The organism is Minwuia sp. (assembly GCF_048263705.1).
Taxonomy (GTDB): Bacteria; Pseudomonadota; Alphaproteobacteria; order Minwuiales; family Minwuiaceae; genus Minwuia.
Genome location: NZ_JBLXDV010000001.1, coordinates 284,656 through 304,066, shown reverse-complemented (window position 1 = coordinate 304,066; position 19,411 = coordinate 284,656). Strand labels below are relative to the sequence as shown.

Annotated in this window: 16 protein-coding genes; 13 read left to right on the top strand and 3 right to left on the bottom strand. The window is 63.9% G+C overall.

Annotated features, from left to right (window positions below; all coding sequences use genetic code 11):
- Positions 1 to 389: 389 nt before the first annotated feature.
- Positions 390 to 1,529: an NADH:flavin oxidoreductase/NADH oxidase gene (locus ACN0X7_RS01285; protein ID WP_417513278.1), complete on the bottom strand. Its 1,140-nt coding sequence runs from the start codon at positions 1,527 to 1,529 to the stop codon at positions 390 to 392.
- An 82-nt stretch (positions 1,530 to 1,611) separates the two neighbouring features.
- Between ACN0X7_RS01285 and ACN0X7_RS01280 the strand changes: the two genes are divergently transcribed.
- The 4 genes from ACN0X7_RS01280 to ACN0X7_RS01265 are packed head-to-tail and all read left to right on the top strand — an operon-like array spanning position 1,612 to position 8,024.
- Positions 1,612 to 3,762: a thiamine pyrophosphate-dependent enzyme gene (locus tag ACN0X7_RS01280; RefSeq protein WP_417513277.1), complete on the top strand. Its 2,151-nt coding sequence runs from the start codon at positions 1,612 to 1,614 to the stop codon at positions 3,760 to 3,762.
- Position 3,763: 1 nt separating this feature from the next.
- Complete coding sequence (locus tag ACN0X7_RS01275) at positions 3,764 to 5,257, top strand: indolepyruvate oxidoreductase subunit beta family protein (RefSeq protein WP_417513275.1); 1,494 nt, start codon at positions 3,764 to 3,766, stop codon at positions 5,255 to 5,257.
- Positions 5,257 to 7,179 (top strand): alkyl/aryl-sulfatase, encoded by a 1,923-nt coding sequence (locus ACN0X7_RS01270; RefSeq protein ID WP_417513273.1) that lies wholly within the window; start codon positions 5,257 to 5,259, stop codon positions 7,177 to 7,179. The genes ACN0X7_RS01275 and ACN0X7_RS01270 overlap by 1 nt, the downstream gene beginning before the upstream one ends.
- Positions 7,176 to 8,024 carry a phytoene/squalene synthase family protein gene (locus tag ACN0X7_RS01265; protein WP_417513271.1) on the top strand — a complete coding sequence of 283 codons (849 nt, stop codon included), beginning with the start codon at positions 7,176 to 7,178 and terminating at the stop codon, positions 8,022 to 8,024. Before ACN0X7_RS01270 ends, ACN0X7_RS01265 begins: the two co-directional genes overlap by 4 nt.
- Positions 8,025 to 8,026: 2 nt before the next feature.
- Here ACN0X7_RS01265 and ACN0X7_RS01260 read toward each other — a convergent pair whose 3' ends face one another.
- Together ACN0X7_RS01260 and ACN0X7_RS01255 are read right to left on the bottom strand one after the other, a co-directional pair.
- Positions 8,027 to 10,315 carry a CHASE2 domain-containing protein gene (locus ACN0X7_RS01260; RefSeq protein WP_417513269.1) on the bottom strand — a complete coding sequence of 763 codons (2,289 nt, stop codon included), beginning with the start codon at positions 10,313 to 10,315 and terminating at the stop codon, positions 8,027 to 8,029.
- A 123-nt stretch (positions 10,316 to 10,438) separates the two neighbouring features.
- Complete coding sequence (locus ACN0X7_RS01255) at positions 10,439 to 10,912, bottom strand: molybdopterin-guanine dinucleotide biosynthesis protein A (protein WP_417513267.1); 474 nt, start codon at positions 10,910 to 10,912, stop codon at positions 10,439 to 10,441.
- Between the two features lie 137 nt (positions 10,913 to 11,049).
- Between ACN0X7_RS01255 and ACN0X7_RS01250 the strand changes: the two genes are divergently transcribed.
- The 9 genes from ACN0X7_RS01250 (at position 11,050) to ACN0X7_RS01210 (ending at position 19,391) form a co-directional block, all read left to right on the top strand.
- Complete coding sequence (locus tag ACN0X7_RS01250; protein WP_417513265.1) at positions 11,050 to 11,817, top strand: NAD kinase; 768 nt, start codon at positions 11,050 to 11,052, stop codon at positions 11,815 to 11,817.
- Positions 11,814 to 12,500 carry a hypothetical protein gene (locus ACN0X7_RS01245; RefSeq protein WP_417513263.1) on the top strand — a complete coding sequence of 229 codons (687 nt, stop codon included), beginning with the start codon at positions 11,814 to 11,816 and terminating at the stop codon, positions 12,498 to 12,500. Before ACN0X7_RS01250 ends, ACN0X7_RS01245 begins: the two co-directional genes overlap by 4 nt.
- Before the next feature lie 47 nt (positions 12,501 to 12,547).
- Complete coding sequence (locus ACN0X7_RS01240) at positions 12,548 to 13,429, top strand: crotonase/enoyl-CoA hydratase family protein (protein ID WP_417513261.1); 882 nt, start codon at positions 12,548 to 12,550, stop codon at positions 13,427 to 13,429.
- A 4-nt stretch (positions 13,430 to 13,433) separates the two neighbouring features.
- Positions 13,434 to 14,195 carry an ATP-binding cassette domain-containing protein gene (locus tag ACN0X7_RS01235; protein WP_417513259.1) on the top strand — a complete coding sequence of 254 codons (762 nt, stop codon included), beginning with the start codon at positions 13,434 to 13,436 and terminating at the stop codon, positions 14,193 to 14,195.
- On the top strand, positions 14,192 to 14,998 hold the full coding sequence (locus ACN0X7_RS01230; RefSeq protein ID WP_417513257.1) for an ABC transporter permease: 807 nt from the start codon (positions 14,192 to 14,194) through the stop codon (positions 14,996 to 14,998). The genes ACN0X7_RS01235 and ACN0X7_RS01230 overlap by 4 nt, the downstream gene beginning before the upstream one ends.
- A gap of 65 nt (positions 14,999 to 15,063) precedes the next feature.
- Positions 15,064 to 15,438 carry an endonuclease domain-containing protein gene (locus tag ACN0X7_RS01225; RefSeq protein ID WP_417513255.1) on the top strand — a complete coding sequence of 125 codons (375 nt, stop codon included), beginning with the start codon at positions 15,064 to 15,066 and terminating at the stop codon, positions 15,436 to 15,438.
- A gap of 145 nt (positions 15,439 to 15,583) precedes the next feature.
- The gene (locus ACN0X7_RS01220) at positions 15,584 to 16,564 is read left to right on the top strand and encodes a P1 family peptidase (RefSeq protein WP_417513253.1); all 981 of its coding nucleotides are present in this window, start codon (positions 15,584 to 15,586) and stop codon (positions 16,562 to 16,564) included.
- 74 nt (positions 16,565 to 16,638) lie between these two features.
- Positions 16,639 to 18,180 carry an ABC transporter substrate-binding protein gene (locus ACN0X7_RS01215; RefSeq protein WP_417513251.1) on the top strand — a complete coding sequence of 514 codons (1,542 nt, stop codon included), beginning with the start codon at positions 16,639 to 16,641 and terminating at the stop codon, positions 18,178 to 18,180.
- A gap of 203 nt (positions 18,181 to 18,383) precedes the next feature.
- On the top strand, positions 18,384 to 19,391 hold the full coding sequence (locus ACN0X7_RS01210) for an ABC transporter permease (protein ID WP_417513249.1): 1,008 nt from the start codon (positions 18,384 to 18,386) through the stop codon (positions 19,389 to 19,391).
- Positions 19,392 to 19,411: the final 20 nt, after the last annotated feature.

Sequence of the window (19,411 nt, the reverse complement as noted above, 5' to 3'; positions counted from 1 at the left end):
CAGTTTCTATTCACCAGATTGTAATTCCATTTTTGCGAAAGAGCGGATCGCAAAATGTCGGAAAAATCACGAACAACGAGTGGCTGGGAAACCGACCAGTCCCTTCCGGCAGCACATTCAGTGAAATCGATTAGAGAGGGAGTTTTGGCTCCCTTAGCGAGGTGCAGTAATCGAGGCAGACCATCCTGTCCCCACCGGTCACTCACCACCGTCACATGATCATAAATAATGCTCTTGAACTTGACATGTTGACCTGGGACCAAGTTGATTTCTTTCATCATCCGCTCTTTCTTTGTTATGTTGAAAATTTAGACCACACAACAAAATATAGTAGCCGTTTTCTTACACAACACAAAATGTAAAGAAATGTGGAGTGCGTACGTACGTAGCTAAGTCTGGCGCGGGTCGCTGATCGCTTTCGGGGCCGTGTCCCGGCGGTTCGGAAAGGCCTGCGGCCATTTCGCCGGATTGGCGCGGGCGTACTGTTCGGGATAGACGATTTCCGCCCCCAGTTCTTCCGCGGCGTGCCAGGCCCAGCGCGGATCGTACATCATGCCCCGGGCCAGCATCACGAAGTCCGCCTGCCCGCCCGCGATGATGTCCTCGGCCTGCTGCGCCTGGTTGATCATGCCCACCGCCATGGTCGTCACCTCGGCTTCACGCCGCACCTGTTCCGCGAACGTCACCTGATAGCCCGGCCCGACCGGAATCTTCTGCGCCGGATGGAGACCGGCCGTCGTGATATCGACAAAGTCGCAGCCGCGCGCCTTCAGTTCCCGTGCCATGATGACAGTCTCTTCCGGCGTCCATCCGCCTTCGACCCAGTCGGTTGCCGACAAACGAATGCCGAGGGGCCGGTCGTCGGGCCATGCGTCACGGACGGCATCGAACACTTCCAGCGGGAACCGCATCCGACCGGACGTATCGCCGCCATAGCCGTCGTCGCGCCGGTTGCTGAGCGGCGAGAGGAACTGATGCAGCAGATAGCCGTGACCGCCATGCAGTTCGACCACATCGAAGCCGATGCGTGCCGCGCGGATCGTGGCCTGAACGAACGCGTCCTTGACCCTGCCGAAGTCGGCGTCCGTGAAGGCCTGCGGCGTGTGCCAGCTTTCGGTATAGGGAATCGCCGACGGGCCGATCGTCTGCCAGGGATCTTCATCCGGCCCCAGTGCCTGCCCGCCCTTCAGCGGCACATGGGTCGAGGCCTTGCGGCCCGCGTGGCCGATCTGGATGCCCATCTTCGCCGTGCCGTGTTCGTGGCAGAAATCGACCACGCGCTTGAGCGCCGCCTCGTTCTCGTCGGAGTAGAGCCCCAGGCACCGGTGCGAAATCCGGCCCTGCGCGCTGACGTGCGTGGCCTCGGTGAACAGCAGCGATGCCCCGCTCATCGACAGGTTGCCCAGATGCATCAGGTGCCAGTCGTTCGCAGAGCCGTCATCCGCCAGGTACTGGCACATCGGCGAAATCACGATGCGGTTGGCCAGTTCGACCCCGCGCAGATCGAAGGAAGAGAAAAGTTTGCTCATGGGACCTGTTCCGCCTCTGCGATTAACCCGATAGTCTTGGCCAGCACAGATAGAGCACCTTCAGCACTTTGGGGAGTGGGTCATGGCAGAGCGCAGCTTTGCGAAGGAAGTCGAGCAGCTGCGGCTGGGCGACGGCGACACCTTCGAGGGCGAAGGCATCCTGGCCGTGACCAAGGCCCTGCTGCAGTCCGGCGTGTCCTATGTCGGCGGCTATCAGGGTGCGCCCGTCAGCCATCTGATCGACGTGCTGAACGACGCCCGTCCGATCATGGAAGAACTGGGCGTCCACGTGGAGAACTGCGCGTCGGAAGCCGGTGCCGCAGCCATGCTCGGCGCCTCCATCAACTATCCCGTTCGCGGTGCGGCGACCTGGAAGTCGACCGTCGGGACCAACGTCGCCTCGGACGCCCTGTCCAATCTGGCGTCGGCGGGCGTGGTCGGCGGCGCGCTGATCGTCGTCGGCGAGGACTATGGCGAGGGTGCCTCCATCATCCAGGAGCGCTCCCACGCCTTCGCGATGAAGTCGCAGATATGGCTGCTGGATCCCCGTCCCGATCATCCGACCATCGTGCGCATGGTGGAGAAGGGCTTCGAACTGTCGGAAGCGTCGCAGACCCCGGTCATGCTGGAACTGCGCATCCGCGCCTGTCACGTGCAGGGCAGCTTCCCGACGAAGACGAACCGCAAGGGCGAATTCTCCGGTGTGAACAGGCTGACCGAACCGGTGTTCGATTACGCCAAGGTCTGCCTGCCGCCATCCACCTACGCGCAGGAGAAGGAAAAGATCGAGACCCGCTGGCCCGCCGCCGTGAACTTCGTACGCGAAAACCGGCTGAACGAGGTGTTCGACGGGTCGGCGGACGATGTCGGCATCATCTGTCAGGGCGGCATGTACAACGCCGTCATCCGCGCGCTGCAGCAACTGGGGCTGGCCGATGCCTGGGGCGAGACCCGGATTCCGATCTACTGCCTGAACGTCACCTATCCGCTGGTCCCGGACGAGGTATCCGGCTTCTGCGCCTCGAAGCGCGCGGTGCTGGTGGTCGAGGAAGGCCAGCCCGCCTATCTGGAAGACGCCATCAACACGGTGCTGCGAAAGGCGGATGTCCAGACCCGCGTGATGGGCAAGGGCCTGCTGCCGATGGCGGGCGAGTATACCGGCGCGGTCGTGCTGGCCGGTGTCGCGGATTTCGTCGAGGGTGCTGTGCCCCGTGGTGTCGATCTGAGGCCGGTTCTGGAAAAGCGCGCGGTGATCGATGGCCACAGGGCGCGCGGCCAGGAACTGCTGGGCGAACCCGTGCCGACCCGCCCGCCGAGTTTCTGTACCGGTTGTCCCGAGCGGCCCGTGTTTTCCGCCATGAAGCTGGCGGAGAAAGAGGTGGGCAAGTTTCATGTCTCCGCCGACATCGGTTGCCACACCTTTTCGACGCTGCCGCCGTTCAACATCGGCAACACGGTGCTGGGCTATGGACTCGGGCTGGCCAGTTCGTCCGGCATCGGTCCGAATTTCGAACAGCGTACCGTGTCGATGATGGGCGACGGCGGTTTCTGGCACAACGGGCTGACATCGGGCGTGGCCAATGCAGTCTTTCAGGGCGACGACGGCGTGCTGGTGATCATGAACAATGGCTATTCCGCCGCAACCGGGCATCAGGCGATCCCGTCATCGGTGAAGGGTGGCGGCGTCCGCACCGGCGGTTTTCAGCCGGACGGTCAGGATATCGAACGCGCGCTGCGCGGCGTCGGCGTGACCTGGATCCGCCACGTGCGCACCTACTCGGTGCCGAAGGTCATCTCGGTGCTGCGCTCTGCCATGACCGAGAAGAAGAAGGGACTGAAAGTCATCATCGCGGATGGCGAATGCCAGCTCGCCCGGCAACGCCGGATCAAGCCCGAGATCCGCAAGCGCATCGCCGACGGCAAACGGTCGGTGCGCGAACGGTTCGGCGTCGACGAGGACGTGTGCACCGGCGATCACAGTTGCATCCGCCTGTCCGGCTGTCCGTCGCTGACGGTGAAGGATGCGACCGATCCCCTGAAAGACGACCCGGTCGCGCATGTGAACAACGACTGCGTCGGCTGCGGCCTGTGCGGAGAGGTCAGCCATGCTGCCGTCCTGTGTCCGTCCTTCTATCGCACCGGCATCGTCAGCAATCCCAGCCGCTGGGACCGCTTTCGCCAGCGCTTCGCCGATCGGATCATCGCCCGCCTTTCCGTACGGAAGGCCGCCTGAGTTGGAAAACACCCGACCGACATCCGTGCTGATTGCCGCCATCGGCGGCGAAGGTGGCGGCGTGCTGGCCGACTGGGTGGTCAATGCGGCCCGCGCCACGGGCCTGTGGGTGCAGGCGACGTCGATTCCGGGTGTCGCCCAGCGCACGGGTGCCACGACCTATTACATCGAGATGATGCCGAAGGTGGATGATACGCGCCGCCCGGTCTTTGCACTCACCGCCAGCCCCGGCAATGTCGACCTGATGGTGGCGTCCGAACTTCTGGAAGCCGGGCGCGCGGTCGAGAACGGCTACATCACGCCGGACCGGACGACCCTGATCGCCTCGACCCACCGCTTCTACGCCATGGTCGAGAAGATGGCGACCACGGACGGGCGCTTCGACGAGGACCGCATCATCCAGGCCGCGAGGGAGATGGCACGGCAGCCCATTCTGAGCGATCTGAAGCAACTGTCAGAGGAAGCTGGCGCCATCATCAACGCCGTTCTGCTGGGAGCCATGGCGGGCAGCGCTGCCATGCCGATCCCGGCCGACACGCTGCGCCAGGCGATCATCGACGGCGGCATTGCGGTGGACGCCAATCTGCGCGGGTTCGAGGCCGGCTTCGATCTGGCCTCCGGCGCAGCGCAGCCCGCAGCGTCCATGGAACCCGAAACTGTGACGGCATCCAGCGGTGCGCTGGAGAAACGCATCGCTGACGAGCTTCCGGCACCCGTGCGCGATATGGCGCGACAGGGCGTGAACCGGCTGATCGACTATCAGGGGATCGGGTACGCCCGCCTCTATCTTGACCGGCTCGCGAAGGTGACGGAATCGGATGCGGCGCACGGCGGCCAGATGGCCGGTTTCGATGTCTCGGTCGAGGTCGCGCGGCGGCTGGCGCTGTGGATGGCTTTCGAGGACCTGATCCGCGTGGCCGATCTGAAGATCCGCCCAGAGCGCATCGATCGCGTGCGCGCCGAGGCACAGGCCGGAGACGACCAGATCGTCACCGTGACCGAATTCCTGAAACCCGGTGTCGAGGAGGTCGCATCGCTGATGCCGCCGTGGCTGGGGCGCGGCATCCTCTCGCGGTCCGACAGGCTGGGCGTCCGTCACAAATGGAACGTCGGCATGCACGTGAAGACCACATCCGTCTCCGGCTATCTGCCCATGTGGTGCCTGTCGAAGCTGAAACGCTGGCGGCCCCGCTCCCTGCGCTATGCCGACGAGCAGGCACGGATCACGCGCTGGCTCGACGCGCTGGATCGCAGCATCGCCATCGATCGCGGAACGGCCCTGCTGGTCGCCCGGTCCGCCAAGCTCGTGCGCGGCTATTCTGACACGCACCGTCGCGGCGTCGCAAAGCATGCGCTGCTGCTGGAGCAGCTTGACCGTTGCCTCGCACAGCCTGACCCGGAAGCGCAGTTCCGCCCGCTGCTGGACGCCGCCCGGGATGATCCCGAAGGCGATAGTCTGGAACGCCTGCTCTCACACGAAAAAGAGGCTGCCTGATGACTGATGAAAAACAACAGAAGCCTGCCAGTGCGCAGACGCTCGCCGCGAATACCGCGCTGGCCGAGAAGCTGGATTTCGAGAACCGGCGCGATTTCGAGAACGCCGCGCGCGGCCACGTCGCCAGTCTGGAAGGCGGCACCATCGCCACCGGTAAAGGGACCAAAGTCTGGGATCTGAACGAATACGGATTTCTGGACGGCGAGGATGACATCGACACCATCAATCCGAGCCTGCTTCGGATGGCGCGTCTGAACATGGCCAACGGCCTGTTCGAGGTCTGCGACCGGGTCTGGCAGGTGCGCGGACTGGATCTGGCCAACATGACCATCATCGAGGGCGACACCGGCGTCATCCTGATCGACTGCATGACCACCGCCGAGGTGGCCGCCGCCGGGCTGGCCCTCTATCGCAAGCATCGCGGCGATCGCCCCGTGAAGGCCCTGATCTACACCCACAGCCATGTCGATCACTACGGCGGCGCAAAGGGCGTGCTGACGCAGGACCTGATTGACGACGGGCAGGCACAGGTCTTCGCGCCGGACGGATTCCTGGAGGCCGTCGGCGGCGAAAACGTGCTGGCCGGCAACCCGATGACCCGCCGCGCGCAATTCCAATTCGGCGGGCTGCTGCGCAAGGGGCCGCGCGGTCAGGTCGATGCCGGTCTGGGCAAGATCACCGCACGGGGCACGGTCGGCCTGCTGGCGCCGACCCACGTCGTTGTCGAGCCGGTCGAGCGGCACGTCGTCGACGGCCTGAACGTCGATTTCCACCTAGCACCGGGCACCGAGGCTCCCGCCGAGATGCACATGTTCTTCCCCGAACTGGGCGTGCTGAACATGGCCGAGAACGCCACGCCCCTGCTGCACAACTTCTGTCCCCTGCGTGGCTCCGAAGTCCGCGATCCCCGCATCTGGTCCCACTTCCTGGCCGACGCAGTCGAAAGGTTCGGCGCCAGGACCGAGGTGCTGGTCTGCCAGCATCACTGGCCGACCTGGGGCCGGCAGGAAGTCACGGACTTCCTCGAACGACAGCGGGACCTGTACAAGCACATCCACGACCAGACCGTGCGCCTGATGAACCACGGCTGGCGGCCTGCCGAAATCGCCGAGGTGCTCGACCTGCCCCCGTCCCTGCGCGAGGACTGGCGGATGCGCGGTTACTACGGCACCGTCAGCCACAATTCCAAGGCCGTCTTCCAGCGTTACCTCAGCTGGTATGACGGCAACCCGGCGAACCTCAATCCCCTGCCTCCGGTCAAGGCGGCACGGAAATATGTCGGCTACATGGGCGGCGCGGACGAGGTTCTGGCCAAGGCCCGTGCCGATTTCGACAAGGGTGAGTATCGCTGGGTCGCGCAGGTGCTCTACCACGTGCTGTTTGCCGATCCGAACAATCAGCAGGCCCGGCACTTGGCCGCCGATGCCTTCGAACAGCTTGGCTATCAGGCCGAAAGCGCGACCTGGCGCAATGCGTACCTTTACGCAGCGCAGGAGCTTCGGCACGGCGTGGTCAAGCTGCCGCCGCGCCCGGTGCTCAGTCCCGATCTGCTGGGTGCCGTTGCAACGACGACCCTGTTCGATTTCATCTCGGTCCGGCTCGACCCAGAGAAAGCGCTGGGCAAGCGCTGGCAGATCAACTGGCGCATGACCGACCGCGATGAGACGGTCTGCCAGACGCTCGCCAACGAGACGCTGACCCACATCATGGACAAGCAGGCTGCGAGTCCGGTCGCGACGGCCAGCCTGCCGCGCGAGGTGCTGGTCGGGATCATCGTCGGCAAGATCTCCGTCGCCGATGCCCTCAAGACCGGCAGTCTCAGCATAGACGGCGATGCGGACGCCGTGACCGGCCTGTTCGCCATGCTGGACACGTTCGAGATGCAGTTCGACATCCTGACGCCGGGACCGGAGCACCTTTGAGCGACAGAGATACCCAGACCGGCGAACTGATCGAAGAACTCAGGGCGAAGGATCCTGACCGGCTGTATACCGCGCTGTTCGCGTCCGGCGCGGCGCGCGACCGGCTGATCGGTCTCTACGGCTTCAACCTGGAAGTGGCCAGCACGCGCGAACGTGTCTCGGAACCCATGCTGGGGCAGATCCGGCTGCAATGGTGGCGGGACGCGCTGGCGGAAATCCGCAATGGAAATCCGCGTCGCCATCCGGTCGTGGAGTCGCTGGCCACATGGATGCCGCAAGCGGGTAATGCGGCCTTCGATCTGGCATCCCGGCTGATCGATGCGCGCGAGGCAGACATGGACGAAGCGCCCTTCGAGACGGTCGACCAGCTGCTCGCGTATGCCGAAGCGACGTCATCGAACCTGATGCGGCTGGCGCTGATCGCACTGGACGTGACGACCGGCCCGGCGCACGAGACTGCGCTTCCCGCCGGCCGCGCTTATGCCCTGGCCGGGATCATCCGGGCCGTGCCGTTTCATGGCGTGCAGGGCCGCGTGCTGCTGCCCGGCCAGCTGCTGGCCAGCCACGGCATCATGGATGCGCGGCAGTCGCTCGGGCGGCGTGATCCGGAGAAACTGAAGGCGGTGCTGACGGCGCTTGCCGATATCGCCGACCGATCTGTCAGCGACGCGCGGCAGGTCAGAGGCTTGCCCGGGGCAGCACGCCCTGCCCTGTTGCCCCTCGCCCTGGCGCGGCTCTATCTGCGGCGGCTGCGCAAGGCGGACTTCGATCTGAGCGATCCCGGACTGGATCCCGGCAACGCAGCCCGGATTGCAACGATCTTCCGGGCGCGCTGGCTGGGATAGAGTTACTTCGTGGTCGCGCGGAAAACGCCGTCCCAGTCCTCGGGCGGCGGGTTTTCGAGATATTCGTCCAGACGCGGCTGATAGACATCGTCCCAAAGCACATTCAGTTCCGGCTTCAGTTCCCGGCACTTGTTGAGGTGCCGCTGGCTGTCCTCGAACCGGCGCTCGCGATAGGCGTTGATCATGGCGGTGGTTTCGTCGCGGATGGCGATGTAGTCGGGATCGTTGCCCATCTCCGGCCCGCCCAGCATGGTGAAGATGCGGACGGCCTCGTCCTTGCCCTTCACGGCGATCAGGTCGAGCTCCAGAATGGCGAAGTCGGGCACTTCCTCGGCGGTCAGTTCACCGATGACGTTCTCGACGCCATATGATTTCGACTGGCCCTCGATGCGCGCGCCGAGGTTCACCGCATCGCCCAGCACGGAATAGTCGAAGCGCTGTTCCGAGCCCATGTTGCCAACCACGCATTCGCCCGTGTTCACGCCGATGCCGATGCGGATGGGGATGAAGACGCGGCCTTCCTCGTTGGCCTCGATCTCCAGTTGCTTGTTCAGTTCGATCAGGTCCGTCTGCATCTTCAGCGTCGATTCGCAGGCGTGACGCGCATGATCAGGATCATCCAGCGGCGCATTCCAGAACGCCATGATGCAGTCGCCCATGTATTTGTCGATGGTGCCATGGTTGCCCATGATGATGTCGGTCATCGGCGTCAGGAACTTGTTGATCAGCTTGGTGAGGCCCTGCGGATTGCCCTTGAAGCTCTCCGAGATCGGCGTGAAGCCGCGGATGTCGCAGAACAGGAACGTCATCGAGCGCGTTTCTCCGCCGAGCGTCAGCTTGGAGGGGTCATCAGCCAGCTGCTCGACCAGCGCGGGCGACAGATACTGTGCGAAGGCGCCGCGCACCTGCTTCTTCTGCGCCTGCTCACGCGCGAACTTCTGATAGACCAGCAGCACGAACAGGATGAACAGGGCCAGCGCGGGGGTCAGCCCGTCCACCAGCAGCGACTCTTCCAGATAGAGGTACCAGCTTCCACCCAGCAGCACGCCGACCAGAGGAATGAAGAACACGACCGTCGTGATGGCCGACAGGTTCGGCACGAAAGCGATCAGCAGGAGCCCTGCTACCAGAATGATCGCCATCTCGATGGCCGACGCGATGGACGGCCGGATCAGGAAATCGTCGTTCTCGACCATGTCGATGATGTTGGAATGGACCTCGACACCGGGCACGGCCCCTTCCAGCGGGGTGGCACGAATATCCTTCAGCCCCTCTGCCGATGTACCGATCAGGACATATTTGCCCTGCACCTTCTTGAACAGTTCCTGAATCTTCTCCTGATTGGACGGATCGATCTGGATGATCTCGTGCGCGGGAATGTAGATGTCGGGATTGTGCTCCTGAAAGCGGACCCACATGATGCCGTGCTCGTCCGTCGGGATGACAAGTTTCTTGTCCTCGCGAATCTTGGAGCGCATCCGGATCGAGGCAATGCCGGACGCCTTGTCGGCCTTGCTGATGATGACGCCTTTCGACTGGTGCACCAGACGCAGCATCTCGATGCCCAGACTGGCATAGACGCTTTGTTTCCTGCTCTCGTTCGGGGGTCCGACACGGGTCAGCGCCGGGACGCGGCGCACAACACCATCGGAACTGGTATCGGTGTTGAAAACCCCGAACCCGGGTGCCGCCTGCTCCAGAATCGGGTTGTTGTGGACCAGAGACGGAAACAGCGGCAGCCATGTCTTGCCGGGACCGTTCTCTTCCAGAATCGGCACGCCCTTCGGCAGGGTGTCCTTGTCCTGTTCGATCTGCAGGTACGTCGTTGTCCCGCCCAGCACGACCGGGCTCTGTTTCAGCACGGCGGCAAGCTGCGCATCCGTGTTCGGCAACTGCGCAAGCGCCTTGGCGATCTCCGGCGGCAATTGCGCATTCTGCTGACTGTAGACGGTCGGGGATAGGCGATCGCTTTCGGCAAACACCATATCGAAGCCCACAACCTTGGCGCCGAGCTGACCCAGGATCTGCACCATCACCGCAATCTGATAGCGCGACCATGGCCATTGTCCGATCTTGCCCAGACTGGCTTCGTCAATGTCGATGATAGCCGTGTGGCGTTCCGGCGGGACATAGTTGTCGAATTTCTGGAACTGGTCGAACAGCACGTTCTGGCGAATGAACTTGACCTGCTCGTAATCCTGCGCGCGCAGCCAGACCATGCCGACCAGAATGATGAAGGCCAGCCACCGCAACGCGGTGAACTTCCACAACCGTCTGCCGAATTTCTTCATGGCCAGCCCCTCTGTATCCTCAAGTCGCGCGCAAACCTACGTCCAGGATGTAAATATCAGGTTCACCGGACAACAGCATGCACGGCGATCACGAAACGGCCCCTCGCACTGTCTGGCCAGACACTACTGAATATTGATGCGATGCGCGAAGCTCTTCCCGTCCGAGACGGTGATCTGCGTGAACCCCATCATCTTGGCAAGGTCGAAAAAGGTGAACACGTCTTCCACCTGCATGTCGCGGAACAGCGGCGTCCCGCGGGCGATCGCGGTCATCTGGGCCAGCACAGCACGCGCGTGGTAGATGTTTTCGAAGCTGCCCGCACCCGTGGCGACCAGCAACAGCTTCTCGCCGTCCGCGCCCTTTGCGAACAGTGCATGCGGGGGCGGATAAGGGCGGTTCAGTTGCTCCTGCGTGAAGCCGGTGATGAACCTCAGCCGCAGCGACCGTTCGGCTTCGGGCATGGTCTCGGCGCGGCTGCCGTAGACCTCCTCGGTCACCGGCCCCGGATAGTAGTATTCAGTATGCCGGTCGTCGGCCTGTATGGCCGCCGGCCAGACCAGGCCCGACGCGAACAGAATCAGCAACAGTCTTTTCATGCGGGGATGATTGCTCCGGCCTTCCGATTGCGCAAGACCCGAAGCGCTGCCGGTCGCCGCACTGGCCAGCGCCGGACTTGCCGCTATACTCCGCCGAGCTACGTTGGGGGCTGCGGCAAGCCGGGGGGAGCGCGCCAATGGCGTTTGAGCGGATTTCATTCAAATGGTCTCACACGCCGGCCGCGGAAAGCGCCGCCGAGACCCTGATCGCGCGCTACGGCGACCTTCCCGCCGAAGAGGCCGACGTCATCGTCGCGCTGGGCGGCGACGGCTTCATGCTGCAGATGCTGCACGAATATCTGGCACGCGACATTCCGATCTACGGCATGAACAAGGGCACCATCGGCTTCCTGATGAACCAGTTCCAGGAGGAGAATCTTCTGGAAAGAATCAATGCGGCGACCATGGCCGGCATTCATCCCCTGAGAATGGTCGCCGAACCGGAATCCGGCGGCAAGCAGGAAGCGCTCGCCATCAACGAGGTCTCGCTGCTGCGCCAGACCCGGCAGGCGGCGAAGGTCCGGATCGAGATCGACGGACGCGTGCGCATGGAAGAACTGATCTGCGACGGCTTGCTGCTTTCGACGCCCGCGGGCAGCACGGCCTACAATCTGTCCGCGCACGGTCCGATCCTGCCGCTGACCGCCGGTGTGCTGGCCCTGACGCCGATCAGCGCCTTCAGGCCCCGGCGCTGGCGAGGTGCACTGCTGCCCAAGGAAGCCACCGTCAGTTTCGAGGTGCGCGAGATGTACAAGCGGCCGGTCAGCGCGGTCGCCGACACGTTCGAGGTGCGCCACGTGAAGCGGGTCACCGTTTCCGAAGCCAAGGACGTCACCATGCGCCTGCTTTTCGACAGCGAGCACAGCCTGGAAGAGCGCATTCTGAACGAACAGTTCGTCCCGTGACTACGGGCGATCTGGCGCGGCGCATCGCGCACGGCCTGAGCTATCCGTTCAGCCCACCCGAGCAGAGCTATCTGTTCCGCAAGGGTCGGATGGAACCGCTGACGTCGTTCGACCAGGCGGGCCGGACACCCGTCGTCGCCTCGGGCTCGAACGGATCGCCGCAGCGTCTGGCGGAAAAGTATGCGGACAGCGCCGAAATCCCCGTGACCTACGGTACGATCCGGGATCTGGTACCGGTCTTCGCCGCCCGGGTCACGAGCTACGGTTCCATCCCCGCCACCCTGGCCGTGATCGAAGGGGCGACCGCACAGGTGCACGTGACCTGGCTGACCGATGCACAGATCGAGATCATGCACGGGACGGAGTCCGTCGGTGTCGGCTATTCCTGGTCGCGGCTGAGCGGGTTCGATCTGGATCTCGGCGTGCACGGCAAACCCGACAGCGCTTTCGCCTATCTGTCCGTCCACGGGGCATTCACGCCGGAAGGGCGGCTGATGCCGCTCAAGGATGTCAGCCAGACCGAGGCGCAGAAGCATGTCATGGCCTGCACAGGCTTCGATGGCGATCTGGAAGCCTTCGTCGGCAGGCATGTGCAGGATGTCGCCTATCGCAGGGAACTGAATCAGGCGCTGGCACGCTTCGGCTCGGAAATCACGCATCCCGGTATCGAACGGCTTATCTGAACGCCTGCGGGGCGCTACAGTGTTTCGAATTCTTCCGGGAGCACGTCATGACCCTGACCACCCTCGCCCTGTCCGTCGATACGGGTGTGGCCCATCTGGAACTGAACCGTCCCGATGCGCTGAACGCCATGAACCGGCCGTTCTGGGGCGAGATGATCGAAGCCTTCGACACGATCGCCGCCGACCCGTCGATCCGCTGTGTGGTCATCTCGGGACGCGGCAGGCATTTCTGCGCTGGCCTTGATCTGAAGGACTTCACCGGCCTGTTCGAAAGCGACGACGGGGATGGCTCCGGCGGCGATCCGGGCCGGGAGCGCGAGCGCCTGCGCCGCACGGTACTGTCCATGCAGGAGACGTTCAGCGTGATCGAACGCTGCCGGGTGCCGGTTCTGGCGGCCATCCACGGGGCCTGCATCGGCGGCGGCGTGGACCTCATCAGCGCCTGCGACTGCCGCTACGCCAGCCGGGACGCCTTCGTCTCCATCCAGGAGATCAACATCGGCATCGCCGCCGATGTCGGTTCGCTGCAGCGGATGCCGCACCTGATGCCGCAAGGTGTCGTCCGCGAGATGGCCTTCACGGGCGAGAAGATGGCCGCTGATCGCGCCATGCAGTACGGCCTCTACAACGATGTCTTCGACACGCGCGAGGCCATGATGGACCGCGTGATGGAGATCGCCCGGACAATCGCCTCCAAGTCACCGCTGGCGATGACCGGCACCAAGGAAATGCTCAATTACACCCGCGATCACAGCGTCCAGGATGGCCTGAACTATGTCGCCACCTGGAATGCGGCGATGCTGATCAACCCGGATGTCCGCGCGGCAATCGCGGCGCAGCTTTCCAGGACGGAGGCCAGCTTCGGCGATCTGTGGCCCGCGGATCCGATCCTGGGCAGCCGTGCCGGGAAAAAGAGCGGCACGGCGTGACCCGATGCTGACCGTCGAGGGTGTCAGCCACAGCTATGGCGGCAAGCAGGCGCTGAAACAGGCCAGTTTCGAGGTGCCCGAAGGCCGCTTCGGTGTGCTGCTCGGTCCGAACGGTGCCGGGAAATCCACGCTCTACGGCCTGCTGACCCAGCTGCTGTCCGTACAGTCCGGCCATCTCGCAATTGCCGGACACACGGTCGAAGGCGGCAATCTGGCGGCACTGCGGGATCTGGGCATCGTCTTTCAGTCCCAGACGCTGGATCTGGACCTGACGGTCCTGCAGAACCTGAAATATTTCTGCCGCCTGCGTGGCATCGGAGCGTCGGAATCAGGACGGCGGATCGAAGTGCAACTGGAAAGCCTCGACCTCGCCGACCGCCGTGCCGACAAGGTGCGCGCCCTGAACGGCGGACACCGGCGGCGGCTGGAGATCGCCCGTGCCCTGCTGCACGAACCGAAGGTCCTGCTGCTGGACGAACCGACCGTCGGGCTGGACATCCCGACACGGCGGCAGATCGTCGATGACGTGCATGCGCTGGCCCGGGAGAAGGGCACGACCGTGCTCTGGGCGACGCATCTGATCGACGAGGTGAAGGCGGGCGACTGGGTCACGGTGCTGCATCAGGGCGAGGTCCGCGCCATGGGCGAGATCATGGAGCTGCTGGACCGGCACGAGGCCGATGACATCGGCGCGATGTTCGACGGCCTGACGGGGCGCAAGCCGCAGGCACCGCTGCAGGGTCTCCGGCGGGGGGACGCGGCATGAACCGTATCTGGCTGCTGTGCCTTCAGGGCATTCTGGTGCGTGAGACCATGCGCTTCTTCCAGCAGCGGGAACGCTTCTTCGCCGCGCTGGTGCGCCCGCTGGTCTGGCTGGTCGTTTTCGCCGCCGGGTTCCGGGCCGCGCTGGGCCTGTCGATCATCGAACCCTACGAGACCTACATCGTCTACGAGGTCTATATCGTCCCCGGCCTGTGCGGCATGATCCAGCTGTTCAACGGCATGCAGAGTTCGCTGTCGATGGTCTATGACCGCGAGATGGGATCGATGCGGATGCTGATGACCACGCCCCTGCCCCGCTGGTATCTGCTGCTCTGCCGCCTGCTGGCCAGCACCTTCGTCTCGATCCTGCAGGTCTATGCATTCCTGATCATCGCCCTGCTGTTCGGGATCGACCTGCCGATTCCCGGCCTGCTGACGATCTTTCCCGCGCTGGTGCTAGGCGGCCTGATGCTGGGCAGTCTCGGCCTGCTGCTGGCCGCCACGATCCGGCAGCTGGAAAACTTCGCCGGGATCATGAACTTCGTGATCTTCCCGATGTTCTTCCTGTCATCGGCGCTCTACCCGCTCTGGAAAATGGAAGAATCCAGCGAGACCCTCTACTGGATCTGCCAGATCAACCCGTTCACGCACGTCGTCGAACTGATCCGCCACGCGCTCTACCTGCAGTCCAATGGCCCCGCGCTCGGCTGGTCGGTTCTGGCGCTCGCACTGGTCAGCGCGGCCGCCCTGTACGTCTATTCGCCATCGCGCGGCCTGAAAGGCGGCGGTGGCCCGCCCAGGGGATGAGGCGGTCCGGCAGCGCTCCGCCCCCCCACGGGGAAGAGGTCCCCACCACAGGCGGCCGGAGGGGGGTGCGGCGTCAGCCTTTCACCCTGGCCCGCGCAAGGCATCTGCGTTCCGAAATGACCCGGGCGGAAAGACTGCTCTGGTCGAGATTGCGACGCGGCCAGATCGACGGCTTTCACTTTCGCAGGCAATATCCGGTGGGACCGTTCATCGGCGATTTCTGCTGCGCCGAGAAGCGCCTGATCGTCGAACTGGACGGCAGCCAGCATGGCCTCACCGAACGCGAAGATCGACGCCGGACCGAATGGCTTGAAAAGCAAGGTTATCGTGTCATCCGCTTTCCGAACTTCGAGGTCTTCCGAAACCTCGAAGGCGTCCTTCTGACAATCCAGGATGTACTGCTGTCGATGCCGTCTGTCAGAAGAGGTCCAGCGCAGTGAATGCCGTCAGCGCTTCAACCCCCACCCTGACCCTCCCCCTTCGAAGGGGGAGGGAAAAGTGTCTCAACCCCTCCCCCTCGCGAGGGGGAGGTGGCCGCCGCAGGCGGTCGGAGGGAGTGCGCGCCTGTCCGAAAGGAGAAAAGCCATGAAACCCGGACCGAAGAACCTCATCACCGACGTGCCCGGGCTGAAGGTCGGCAATGCCGAGGACAGGGATGCCCTGACCGGCACGACGGTCCTGATCCCCGATGAGCCCGCCGTTGCCGCTGCCGACGTGCGCGGCGGCGGTCCCGGCACACGCGAAATCGACGTCATGGATCCCGCCAATCTGGTCGAGAATATCCATGCGATCTGCCTGTCCGGCGGGTCCGCGTTCGGGCTGGAAGCGGCGGGCGGTGTGATGAGCCGTCTCGCAAGCGCCGGACGCGGCTTCCCGATCGGCGGCTTTCACGTGCCCATCGTCCCGTCGGCCATCCTGTTCGATCTGATGAACGGCGGCGACAAGGACTGGGGCGAAGATCCGCCCTATCGCGCGCTGGGCAAACAGGCCGCCGACAATGCCGCCGTCGAGTTCGAGCTTGGCAACGCGGGTGCCGGTCTGGGCGCGACCGCCGGGTCACTGAAGGGTGGCTTGGGCAGCGCCTCGATTGTCCTGGACGACGGCACGACGGTCGGCGCACTGGTCGCGGCGAATCCGACCGGCTCTGTGGTGATGCCGGACGGACGGACCTTCTGGGCCTGGCCCTTCGAGCAGGGCGAGGAATTCGGCGGCAACCCGCCACCGACCACACGCGCCGACGGCAAGGCGGATGTCGCCACCGCCCTGCCCGGTGCGAACACGACCATCGCCATCGTCGCAACAGATGCAACCCTGTCCAAGGGTCAGGCGAAACGCGTGGCGACCATGGCACACGACGGTTTGGCCCGCGCGATCCGGCCCGTCCACACACCCTTCGACGGCGATACGGTCTTCGCCCTGTCCACGGCCAGACGTCCGGTCCCGGACCCCTCCGGCCTGAGCCAGATCGGCAGCGCCGCCGCCGATTGCCTCGCCCGCGCCATCGCCCGCGCGGTCTGGCTGGCCGACGATATCGCAGGCATGCGGAGCTATCGCGGCAGCATCTGATTTCTGGACGGGACAGGACACCCGGACTACTGTTCCGGCAACGAAAACGAACGACTTCAGGGAACCGAGGGATTATGAAAACACGATCAGCTTTCCGGCTGGCTGCCGCAGGCGCGTTCGCGCTCGGGCTGGCCTTCGCCGCGCCCGCCACCGACGCAACTGCGGGCGCACACAGCGAAACCGTCACCATCGCCTATAACGTCTCCCTGCCGTCGTGGGATCCGACGGTGGGCCTGTCGGCGGTGAACCCGACCATTCAGGCGATCTATCGCAGCGTCTTCGACCAGTTCATCGCACAGGGACCGGACCTGAGCTTTCAGCCCGGCCTGATCACCGACTGGGGCTGGAACGACGACAGGACCAAGGTCTGGATGGACGTGCGCGGCGGCGTCAAATGGCATGACGGCTCCGATTTCACGCCCGAGGATGTGGTGTTTTCGCTGGAACGCGCGGGCAAGCCGGACACCGGCAACCCGATCCAGTTCATCTGGTCGAAGATCGGCAATTTCTCGATCGACGGGCAGCGGATCACGGCGGACGTCCTGTCCTATGAACCGACCCTGTTCAAGTGGATGGCGTTCCTGACCGGCTATGTCGTGCCGAAGGACTATATGGAAAAGGTCGGACAGGAGGGGTTCGAGAAGGCCCCTATTGGCACCGGTCCCTATATGGTCGACAAGTTCGAGCGCGGTGCCTTCCTGCGTCTGAAGGCCAACAAGGATTACTGGGGCGGCGAACCGGCGTTCGATACGGTGATCTTCAAGTTCGTGCCCGACGCGACCAGCCGTGTGGCCGAGATCGAGAGCGGTGCATCCGACATCACGCTGGAAATCCCGTATGAGGATTTCGAGCGGCTGACGGAGAAAGACGGCCTGAACGGCGTCACCACGCCCGTCTCCGACATCGGCATGATCTTCCTGAACGATGTCGGCCCGATGGAAGACAAGAATGTCCGTCTGGCCGCACACATGGCGATCAACAAGGATGCCATCGTCAAGCGTCTGCTGAAGGGCTATGGCGTGCCCATCGATACACTTCAGGCCCCCGAGTATGCCGCGTTCGACGCGTCCATCGACGTGCCCTACGACCCGGACATGGCGAAGGAACTGCTGGCGAAGAGCGGCTACAGCACCGACAATCCGGTCACCTTCACCATCCAGACCACGCGCGGCTTCAAGCCGAAGGATTACGAGATGATCCAGGCCATCGTCGGCATGTGGCGCAAGGTCGGCCTCGAGGCCGAGATCGAGGTCTACGAGATCGCCAAGCATTTCGAGCTGCGTGCGCAGGACAAGCTGGCTCCGGCGGCCTTCTACAACTGGGGCAACGCCATCGGCGATCCGACCACCTCGACCGGTTTCGCCATGTTCGGCCCCTCGCCGCATTCGGTCTGGGACACCGACGATCTGGACGCCATGATCGGCCCGCTCTGGGGCGAGGCCGACGAGACGAAGCGCATCGCGGGCTGGAAGGCCGTGGATCGCTACATCGCCGAACAGGGCTATGTGATCCCGCTGCTGCAGTACGTGCAGCCGATCGTGGTGAACGAACGGGTGAAGATCGTGCCGAACGTGTCGGGTGCGCTGCAGCCCTACTGGTTCACCAAGGGAGAGTAGGTCTCCTTTGGGTCATGCACGCCGATGGTTTTTTTGGTGCCTTCGGGCTTGACCCGAAGGCCTCACACATCGCCTCGTTGAAGGCGTCGAAGTACCGGCGCGGGAGGCCTTCGGATCGAGTCCGAAGGCGGAAAAGAGTCAAGCATGTACCGCGTGCGTGACTGCGTTCGTTTGTTGACGACCTTCAAGGAAGAGCGCGCTCCATGATCTGGCGACTGCTCGGCATCAGACTGGCATTGGCGGCGCTGACCCTGGTTGGTGTCGCCATTGTCGTTTTCGTGCTGCTGCGTGCCGTGCCCGGCAATCCCATCGCCATGATGATCGCACCGGGCGCGACCGAGGCCGACATTCTGGCGCTGGAAGCCCGTTACGGCTTCGACAAGTCGCTGTTCCAGCAGTTTCTGATCTGGGGCGGCGATGTCTTGCGCGGCGACTTCGGCACATCGATCAGCCTGCGTCAGGATGTGGTCAACCTGATCGCCGGAAGGCTGCCCGCCACGCTCGAACTCGCCTTCCTCGCCCTGCTGGTCGCCGTCGTGCTGGGCGCGGGCATCGCCATTCTTTCGACCCGGCTGCGCGGACGTACGTCGGAAGGCGTGATCGACAGCGCCAACGGCATCTCACTTGCCATTCCTGAATTCATCTGGGCCCTGGCCTTCGTCTTTCTGCTGGGTGTGATCTGGCCGGTGCTGCCCGTGTCGGGGCGCATCGATCCCGTGCTGGACCCCGGTTTCGCGACGAGCTTTCTGCTGGTGGAGAGTCTTGTCAGATTTCGATTTGATGTGACCGCCAATGTCCTGTCCCACATGGCGATGCCGACCTTCGCGTTGGCCCTGCCGCTGGCCGCCGTCATCGCGCGTGTTCTCAAGGCGGCGTTGCTGGAGGCCATGAGCCAGGATTATGTCCTGCTGGCGCGACTGAAGGGCTATTCCGATCTCGCGACGATCTGGCGGGAGGCGTTGCGCAACGCCGTGTTGCCGACGCTCGCCCTGACCGGCGTGCAGTTCACCTTCCTGCTGGGCGGCACGGTGATCGTGGAACGCATCTTCGCCTATCCGGGACTCGGCAACATGGCCATCGACGCCGTCATCAACCGCGACCTGCCGTTGATCCAGGGACTGGTGCTGACCTTCGGCCTGATGTTCATCCTGATCAACCTGAGCGTCGATCTGCTCGCCGCGGCCATCAATCCGAGACTGCGTCATGGGTGAGTGTTTTTGGCTGACGCGAC

Coding starts and splice junctions, on each gene's coding strand:
- ACN0X7_RS01285 (WP_417513278.1), bottom strand. CDS start 1,529: ATGAGCAAACTTTTCTCTTCCTTCGATCTGCGCGGGGTCGAACTGGCC.
- ACN0X7_RS01280 (WP_417513277.1), top strand. CDS start 1,612: ATGGCAGAGCGCAGCTTTGCGAAGGAAGTCGAGCAGCTGCGGCTGGGC.
- ACN0X7_RS01270 (WP_417513273.1), top strand. CDS start 5,257: ATGACTGATGAAAAACAACAGAAGCCTGCCAGTGCGCAGACGCTCGCC.
- ACN0X7_RS01260 (WP_417513269.1), bottom strand. CDS start 10,315: ATGAAGAAATTCGGCAGACGGTTGTGGAAGTTCACCGCGTTGCGGTGG.
- ACN0X7_RS01255 (WP_417513267.1), bottom strand. CDS start 10,912: ATGAAAAGACTGTTGCTGATTCTGTTCGCGTCGGGCCTGGTCTGGCCG.
- ACN0X7_RS01250 (WP_417513265.1), top strand. CDS start 11,050: ATGGCGTTTGAGCGGATTTCATTCAAATGGTCTCACACGCCGGCCGCG.
- ACN0X7_RS01240 (WP_417513261.1), top strand. CDS start 12,548: ATGACCCTGACCACCCTCGCCCTGTCCGTCGATACGGGTGTGGCCCAT.
- ACN0X7_RS01235 (WP_417513259.1), top strand. CDS start 13,434: ATGCTGACCGTCGAGGGTGTCAGCCACAGCTATGGCGGCAAGCAGGCG.
- ACN0X7_RS01230 (WP_417513257.1), top strand. CDS start 14,192: ATGAACCGTATCTGGCTGCTGTGCCTTCAGGGCATTCTGGTGCGTGAG.
- ACN0X7_RS01220 (WP_417513253.1), top strand. CDS start 15,584: ATGAAACCCGGACCGAAGAACCTCATCACCGACGTGCCCGGGCTGAAG.
- ACN0X7_RS01215 (WP_417513251.1), top strand. CDS start 16,639: ATGAAAACACGATCAGCTTTCCGGCTGGCTGCCGCAGGCGCGTTCGCG.
- ACN0X7_RS01210 (WP_417513249.1), top strand. CDS start 18,384: ATGATCTGGCGACTGCTCGGCATCAGACTGGCATTGGCGGCGCTGACC.